Annotated in this window: 8 protein-coding genes; 4 read left to right on the top strand and 4 right to left on the bottom strand. The window is 69.8% G+C overall.

The features are described from left to right. Positions 1 to 428 precede the first annotated feature (428 nt). From NLI01S_RS26445 to NLI01S_RS16485, 3 genes are all read left to right on the top strand, one after another. The gene (locus NLI01S_RS26445; RefSeq protein ID WP_223809272.1) at positions 429 to 917 is read left to right on the top strand and encodes a hypothetical protein; all 489 of its coding nucleotides are present in this window, start codon (positions 429 to 431) and stop codon (positions 915 to 917) included. 107 nt (positions 918 to 1,024) lie between these two features. After that, positions 1,025 to 1,678 carry a hypothetical protein gene (locus NLI01S_RS26440; protein WP_223809271.1) on the top strand — a complete coding sequence of 218 codons (654 nt, stop codon included), beginning with the start codon at positions 1,025 to 1,027 and terminating at the stop codon, positions 1,676 to 1,678. Positions 1,679 to 1,737: 59 nt separating this feature from the next. Beyond that, positions 1,738 to 2,160 (top strand): NUDIX domain-containing protein, encoded by a 423-nt coding sequence (locus tag NLI01S_RS16485; RefSeq protein ID WP_067605390.1) that lies wholly within the window; start codon positions 1,738 to 1,740, stop codon positions 2,158 to 2,160. On the opposite strand, the gene NLI01S_RS16480 is transcribed toward NLI01S_RS16485, so the two are convergent. Together NLI01S_RS16480 and NLI01S_RS16475 are read right to left on the bottom strand one after the other, a co-directional pair. Then, a complete protein-coding gene (locus NLI01S_RS16480) occupies positions 2,145 to 3,074 on the bottom strand; it encodes a GNAT family N-acetyltransferase (protein ID WP_067605365.1) in 930 nt (309 codons plus the stop codon). The genes NLI01S_RS16485 and NLI01S_RS16480 overlap by 16 nt on opposite strands. A 72-nt stretch (positions 3,075 to 3,146) precedes the next feature. Next, the gene (locus tag NLI01S_RS16475; RefSeq protein WP_449289444.1) at positions 3,147 to 4,073 is read right to left on the bottom strand and encodes an MBL fold metallo-hydrolase; all 927 of its coding nucleotides are present in this window, start codon (positions 4,071 to 4,073) and stop codon (positions 3,147 to 3,149) included. 271 nt (positions 4,074 to 4,344) lie between these two features. Between NLI01S_RS16475 and NLI01S_RS16470 the strand changes: the two genes are divergently transcribed. Beyond that, complete coding sequence (locus NLI01S_RS16470) at positions 4,345 to 4,743, top strand: single-stranded DNA-binding protein (protein WP_084392659.1); 399 nt, start codon at positions 4,345 to 4,347, stop codon at positions 4,741 to 4,743. A gap of 9 nt (positions 4,744 to 4,752) precedes the next feature. Here NLI01S_RS16470 and NLI01S_RS16465 read toward each other — a convergent pair whose 3' ends face one another. Together NLI01S_RS16465 and NLI01S_RS16460 are read right to left on the bottom strand one after the other, a co-directional pair. Next, positions 4,753 to 5,760, bottom strand: coding sequence for an HAD-IIA family hydrolase (locus tag NLI01S_RS16465; protein ID WP_067605362.1), 1,008 nt, complete (start codon positions 5,758 to 5,760; stop codon positions 4,753 to 4,755). A gap of 46 nt (positions 5,761 to 5,806) precedes the next feature. After that, positions 5,807 to 6,649 carry an aminoglycoside N(3)-acetyltransferase gene (locus NLI01S_RS16460; RefSeq protein WP_067605361.1) on the bottom strand — a complete coding sequence of 281 codons (843 nt, stop codon included), beginning with the start codon at positions 6,647 to 6,649 and terminating at the stop codon, positions 5,807 to 5,809. Between the last annotated feature and the right edge of the window lie 2 nt (positions 6,650 to 6,651).

Raw genomic sequence — 6,651 nt, 5'->3', positions numbered from 1 at the left:
CCCGCCCAACAACCCCAGGGCTATCCAGCTAAGGCGCCCCACCGACCACTCGCCACGCCCACCCCGGGCAGCACGAAACCGGCGGGATCCAAGGTCCCCCTATAACAAGAGGAACATGGCGGGAGCTCGCGGGGCCACTGGAGACCAGCGGGCTGTGGATAAGTGCACGGTGGGGATATACCGCATTGGTGATCTGGGTTCATCCCATGTCGTAAGCTGGAGGATACGAGTACTACTATGCGCTGCTACTGGTCAAGGTGGCAGCGCTTTTGAATGTTGACGGACGGGTTCGATGACTGAGGAAAGCCGATCGGGAGACCGCGAGGACTCCGGAGCACACGACCACAGCGGTAACGGCTCCGGTGGGCCTGGCGGACGCGGGCGCGGTGACGACTCCCGCTCCCGGTCCGGCTACAGGGGATCCCGGGATGACCGTCGTGGTGGTTATCAGGGCGACCGGAACCAGGGTCGGGATCGTCGTGGTGGTGGGTACCGGGGTGACCGGGATCGTCGCGATGACCGGGGTGGTTATGGGCGTCGCGATGATCGTCCTGGTGGCGGTGGTGGCCGCGACTTCCGTCGGGACGACCGACGCGATGCCGGCAATCGAGGCGGTCAGGGCCAGGACCGCGACCGCCGTGCTGTTGGCAACCGGGATGATCGTCGGGATGACCGTCGTGGTGGTTATCAGGGCGACCGGAACCAGGGTCGGGATCGTCGTGGTGGTGGGTACCGGGGTGACCGGGATCGTCGCGATGACCGGGGTGGTTATGGGCGTCGCGATGATCGTCCTGGTGGCGGTGGAAGTGGCGGTGGTGGCCGCGACTTCCGTCGGGACGACCGACGCGACGACCGACGCGACGACCGACGCGACGACCGGCGCGGGCCCCGTGAGGAGCGGGACCCGGCGGGCGTAGCTCCGCCGCTGCCGGATGAGGCCACCTACAATCAGATCGACCCGGAGACCAAGCGCGATCTGCACTCGCTGCCCAAGTCCCTGGCCGAGCTGATCGGCAAGCACATCGTGGCCGCCGGCCTGTTCGTCGACGAGGATCCCGAACGGGCCTATAAGCACGCCGCCTACGCCCGTCGCAAGGCCTCTCGCCTGGCGACGGTCCGTGAGGCCTCCGGCATCGCCGCCTACACGGTCGGTAAGTGGCAGGAGGCTCTGTCAGACCTGCGCGCGGCGCGGCGGATGAGCGGCCGGGACACCTTCCTGGCGGTCATGGCGGACTGCGAACGTGGCCTGGGCCGTCCGGAGCGGGCGTTGGAGATCACCAACGATCCGGCAGGGAAGGATTTGGACACCGCGGACCGGATCGAGTTGCGCATTGTGGCAGCCGGTGCCCGTCGGGACATGGGCGACGTCAAGGCGGCGCTGGCCGAGCTACAGGTACCGGAACTCAAGGAACGCCGTGCCCGTCCGTACGTGGCCCGGTTGTTCTACGCCTACGCCGACGTTCTGGAGGAGCTGGGCCGTACCGATGACGCCCGCGAGTACTTCGCCCGGGCCTCTTCGGTGGACCGCGAGGGCATGACCGACGCCGACGAGCGTCTGGCCGCGCTGGAGGGCGTGGAACTGGTCGACCACGACGTCGAGGACGGCGTCGTCTGGACCGACGTCGAGGAGGACGCGGACCAGGCGGCGGAGGCCGAGGAACGTAGGGGCCGGGACTGACCTTCCCCGAACCGATGGAGGCGCCGTCGGGTGGTGAGAGGCCACTCGGCGGCGCCGTCGTGCGTCTGGGCGAGGTGCCCGCCGAGTACGACTCGGTGGTGTGCCTGACCTACCTGGGGGAGCGCCCCTTGATGGTCCGCAATCGCAAGCGGGCCTGGGAGTTCCCGGGAGGGCATCGGGAACCGGGGGAGGGGATCTCCGACACGGCTCGCCGTGAGGCCTGGGAGGAAGCCGGTGCCACGCTCGGGGTGATCCGGATCGTGGGCCACTATGTCTTGGCCAAGGGCCACACCACGGTGGTCACCCACGCTCGGGTGCGCGAGTTGGAGCCGTTGACCGGCCGTTTCGAGACGGTCGAGGTGCGGGCCTTCGACCGGTTGCCCTCCGACGGCGAACTGTCCTGGGCGGATGGTCTGTACGCGCACCTGCTCCGGGTCCTGGAGCTGCCCGGGGTGCCCCGAGCAGGTCAGGGCCGGCGGTAGGTCTCCTCGCTGCCGACGACGCCGTACCCGAGCCGGTCGTTGATGGCGAGCATGGGTGCGTTGTCGGAGTGGTTGCCGGTGTAGGCGTGCCGGAGGCCCTTCTGCCGGGCCAGGTGCAGCGCCTTGGTCTTGGTGTGCGCGGCCAGCCCGCGGCCCCGGTACTCGCGCAGGGTGCCGGTCATCCCCGACTCCATGCGGCCGGTGCCGTCCGACCTGTAGCAGGAGATGGTCACGGGGACCCCGTCCAGCAGGAGCGCCAGGCTGAGGTCGCGGTCGGCCAGCGGGTTGTCCCACAGGATGCGAACCCAATCCTCGTAGGGCAGGAATCCGTCGTCGGGGCCGCCCGGTTCGTCTTCGCTGGTGGCCTTGTCGATCTCGTAGATGGGGCGGGGGTCGTCGTCGAACTCCCGGAAGGCGCGCAGCTCGGCGCCCTCGGGGGCGGGCGGTGGTTCGGGGAGCGTGGTCAGGTCCAGGCCGAGGATCTTGGAGCTCTCGGTGAGTTCGTACCCGCGTTCCAGGATCGCCCGCCGGAAGTCCTCCCCACCGACCTGGACGCCCTCCTCGGCGGCGTCGGCGTCCAGGAATTCGGTACCGTTGTCGACCAGGTGCCGTTCGGAGGTCTCCAGCAGCCGATCGGAGAGGTCTCCGTCGACGCGCCGAGGCGTCACGGCGGCCATGTAGGTCTGCCCGTGGGTGCGTTCGTTCTCGTCCTCGTACAGACGTGAGAGGACGTGGCCGACCACCTCGTCGCCCTCCACCGCGACGAAGCGTTGATCCCGGAAGTAGGTCAAGGGCCGGTCGAAGCGCTCCGTGATGAGGGCCTCAGTGAGCACCAGGCAGGGGTAGGCCCTCCGGATGAGCGCGAACGTTCCGGGGATGTCCGCGCGGCGCATCGGACGGATTTCGATCGTCATGCCGGGGAGACTACGTCGTGGGGGTGGCGGGACGCACCGGGTTTTCCCGTGACGCCCCGGCCTCCGCGAGGTTCAGGCGCGTTCCTCCTCGGCCTTCCTCGCGGCGTCGGCCTGCTCTTGGGCGAGCCGGTCCAGCCAGTGCACGATTCCGCCGACGTTGGCCTCGGCGCCACTGAGGATGTCCAGCACCGCGGCCGCGTCGGGGGAGGCGTCCGGGGGAAGCGGCTTGTACCGGGAGATCACCTTGTCCTTCACCATGGCGACGGCGTGGTCCAGGTCCCCACCGGTGTCGTGGGAGTCGCGGACCGTCTCCACCCACAGGCGCAGTTCCCGCTCGGCACGGTCGAGTTTCTCGCCGACGCCGTCCACCGCGCCGAAGTGGGAGAACATCAGGCGTTGGGCACCGATGTCACCGAACAGGCGCAGCGTGCTCAGACAGGCGTCCATGTCGAAGTCCGGGGGCGGGGTGGCCGGCCGGAGGTCGCCGGTGAGCGGGTTGTACACGCCGAGGGCGTCGCCGACGTACAGGTCGCCGGTGACGGTGTCGACCAGACCCATGTGGTGCTTGGCGTGGCCGGGAGCGTAGTGCGACACGAGCTTGCGTCCCGCTCCGAGGTCGATCTCGCCGGTCGCGGCGACCGAACGGATCCGGGAAGCCTCGGTGGGGCGCATGTGCCCGAAGAGGGTCTCCAACCGGTCCCCCCACACCATCTTGGCGCTGGCCATGAGTCGGCTGGGGTCGGCCAGGTGTCGGGCGCCGCGTTCGTGCACCACGATCTCGGCGTTGGGGAACAGCGCCGCCATGTCGCCGGTGCCGCCGGCGTGGTCCAGGTGGATGTGCGTGACCACGATGGTGGCCAGGTCCTTGGGGGACAGGCCGAGTCGGATGACGGCGTCGCGCAGGACCGGGGCGGAACCGGCGGTGCCGACCTCCACGATGCAGGGCCGCTCGGTGCGGATGAGGTAGGCGGACACCACCCCCGGGTACCCGGCCAGCATCGTGTCGATGGCGTAGATCTCGTCGCCCAAGGGGATGATCCCCTCGGGCAGGTCGTCGGTGTTCACGTCTTTGTGCACGTCCGAGCACCCCTCTTCTACCGTTGTGGACCGAACCCGACTCTAGGGCACGGGACCTGAACGGTCCTGTGTCGGGGGTCACCCGGGGTCCTGGTTGTCCACAGATTCTCGAACGGCCTTTTCCCGCACCCTGCCGGCGGGGATCCTGGAACCAGCGCGCGCACCAGGTCAGCCTCTATCGGGAAGGTCCCTCGTGCTCATCCGGAACCCCTCAGAAACCAAGGACACGACCAAGACCACGAGCGAGGCCCTGACAAAGGATCAGGGCCACCTCAACCAGGTGCTGGTGGTCGGGCGGATCACCGCCGCGCCGACCGTTCGTGAACTGCCCAGCGGTGATCGGTTGGTCTCCTGGCGGATCGGGGTGGCCCGTCCCGAGGATCCGCGACGCCCCGGGCACCGCCTGGACTCGCTGACCCTGATCTCCTTCGAGGACTCGATGGTCGACCGGGTCCGGAAGTACCGACCGGGGGAGGTGATCCGTGTGACGGGGGCGCTGCGCCGTCGGATCTGGCGCGGGCCACAGGGGGTGCGCAGCATCCTGGAGGTGGAGGTGAGGACCGTCGCCCCCGAATGGAGGGCCGAAGGGTGAGGCCCCGATCTACCAGCCCAGAACCCGCAGGGCGGCGGTCACCGACTCCCCGGCGGGGTCGATGGAGTCGTCGGCCCACACCGCGTCGCACAGGGAGCGTAGTCCGTCCAATCGGTCGCCGCTCCCGGACAGCTCGACCGCACCCGCGCCGGTGGTGGTGGTCCAGCCGCCGCACTCGGATCGGCCGCCTTCTCGTCGTGGGCCGGGGTGGGTCTGGTTCATCCCCGACACGTCCCAGGACAGGTAACGGGGACGCTGATGGGGTGGGGCGGCCACAAGGTCGCGGGGTGTGACGACCCCGGACAGTACCAGCAGCCCGGCCGCGCCGTGTGTGGTGGCGCCCTCGATGTCGGTGTCCAACCGGTCGCCGACGATCAACGGGTCGGTGGCCCCGGTGCGGAGCATGCCCTCCTCATGCAGGGGACGCATGGGTTTGCCGGCGATCACCGGTTCCACACCGGTGGCGTGTGCGATGACGCGTACGAAGGATCCGTTGGCGGGGGTGATGCCCCATTCGCCTGGGGCGGTGGCGTCGGCGTTGCTCGCCACGTAGTAGGCGCCGCGCGCCACCGCCAGCGCGCCCTGGTCGAGGAGTTCGCGGTTCATGGTGCGGGAGAAGCCCTGCACCACGGCCACGGTCGAGGCGTCGGCGATGGTGACGGGGCGCAGCCCCATGCGACGTACCGCCTGCCTCAGTCCGGTGTCGCCGACCACGAGGACGTCCGAACCGGAGGGGAAACGCTCGGAGATCAGTCGGGCGGCGGCCTCCGCGGAGGTGACGACGTCCTCGGGGGAGGCGGGAACACCGAGGTGGGTGAGGTGTTCGGCGATTCGGGCGGGGGTGCGTCCGGCGTTGTTGGTGACGAAGGCGACCTTGGCGCCGGCGGCGCGTGCCTTGCCGATCGCCTCGGGTGCGGCGGGGACGGCTTCGGCGCCGATGTAGACCACACCGTCCAGGTCCAGGAGCATCGCGTCGTGGAGCTCGTTGAGCGGGCGGTCGGCTGCCTGGAGGGACATGGAGATCGGCCCGTCTTTCCGTGTGGTGATGGTGGTCGCTTCCAGGCTAGGCGGCTCCGCCCCGCGGGGCCTCCCCCCGGGGTGTGTGGTCCGTCGCAGCCGGGGCGCGGTGTTCGGTCAGCCAGTCGGTGGCGAAGCGCACGGCCTCGGCCAGGGGGAACAGGCGTGCGGTGGCGGCTCCCACGGCGCCGACCGTGACCGTGCCGGTCCGTTCCAGGTCCGCGCCCAGGGCGGCGAAGTCGTCGGAGTCGAAGGCGATGTCCTGGACGCCCACCCAGGTCCGGCCGCCGCCGGGGGCCTGGGCTGCGCACGAGGTGTCGGTCCGGTCCGGGGCCGGTACCCGGTATTCGGCCAGGTGGAAGGTGGTGCAGGTGTCGTATTCGACGCCCAGGAGCAGAATGTGGGCATTGGAGTCCGCCAACCTGGCCAGGGGTGACTCCTCGCCCAGGGCGGAACCGAGTGGATGGGGATGCATGAGGTGGTGGGCGTCGGGGCCCAGCGCCGCGAAGGAGGTCTGCGGATGGGGGCTGCGTACCGCTCCCGGCCAGGTACGCACCATCTCCGAGATCCGACCCATGTGGGCGCCGGGGGTGGTGAGGGGGTCGAACGCGGGCGTGTGTTCGCGGATGGTCGGCCACCAGGACTCGGGCACCGGTGGGTTCCGCCACCCGGAGGGGTCGGTGTTGTCCGAGGTCTGGGTGGGCACGACCAGGGTCCCTCGGGGACCGACCGCGTCCATCAGTGCCTGCACGACGGCCTGTTCGGCGCCGCACACCCAACCCAGGGATCTGAGGGAGGAGTGGATCAGGAGGGAGTCGCCGTGGCGTACGCCCAGTCGGGTCAGGTCCCGGGCCAGGAGTTCGCGGGTCTGGGGGTGGTCGGTGGTCATCT

It is taken from the genome of Nocardiopsis listeri NBRC 13360 (assembly GCF_001570765.1).
In the GTDB taxonomy this organism is placed as follows: Bacteria; Actinomycetota; Actinomycetes; order Streptosporangiales; family Streptosporangiaceae; genus Nocardiopsis; species Nocardiopsis listeri.
This window is presented reverse-complemented; position numbering and strand designations above follow the sequence as displayed.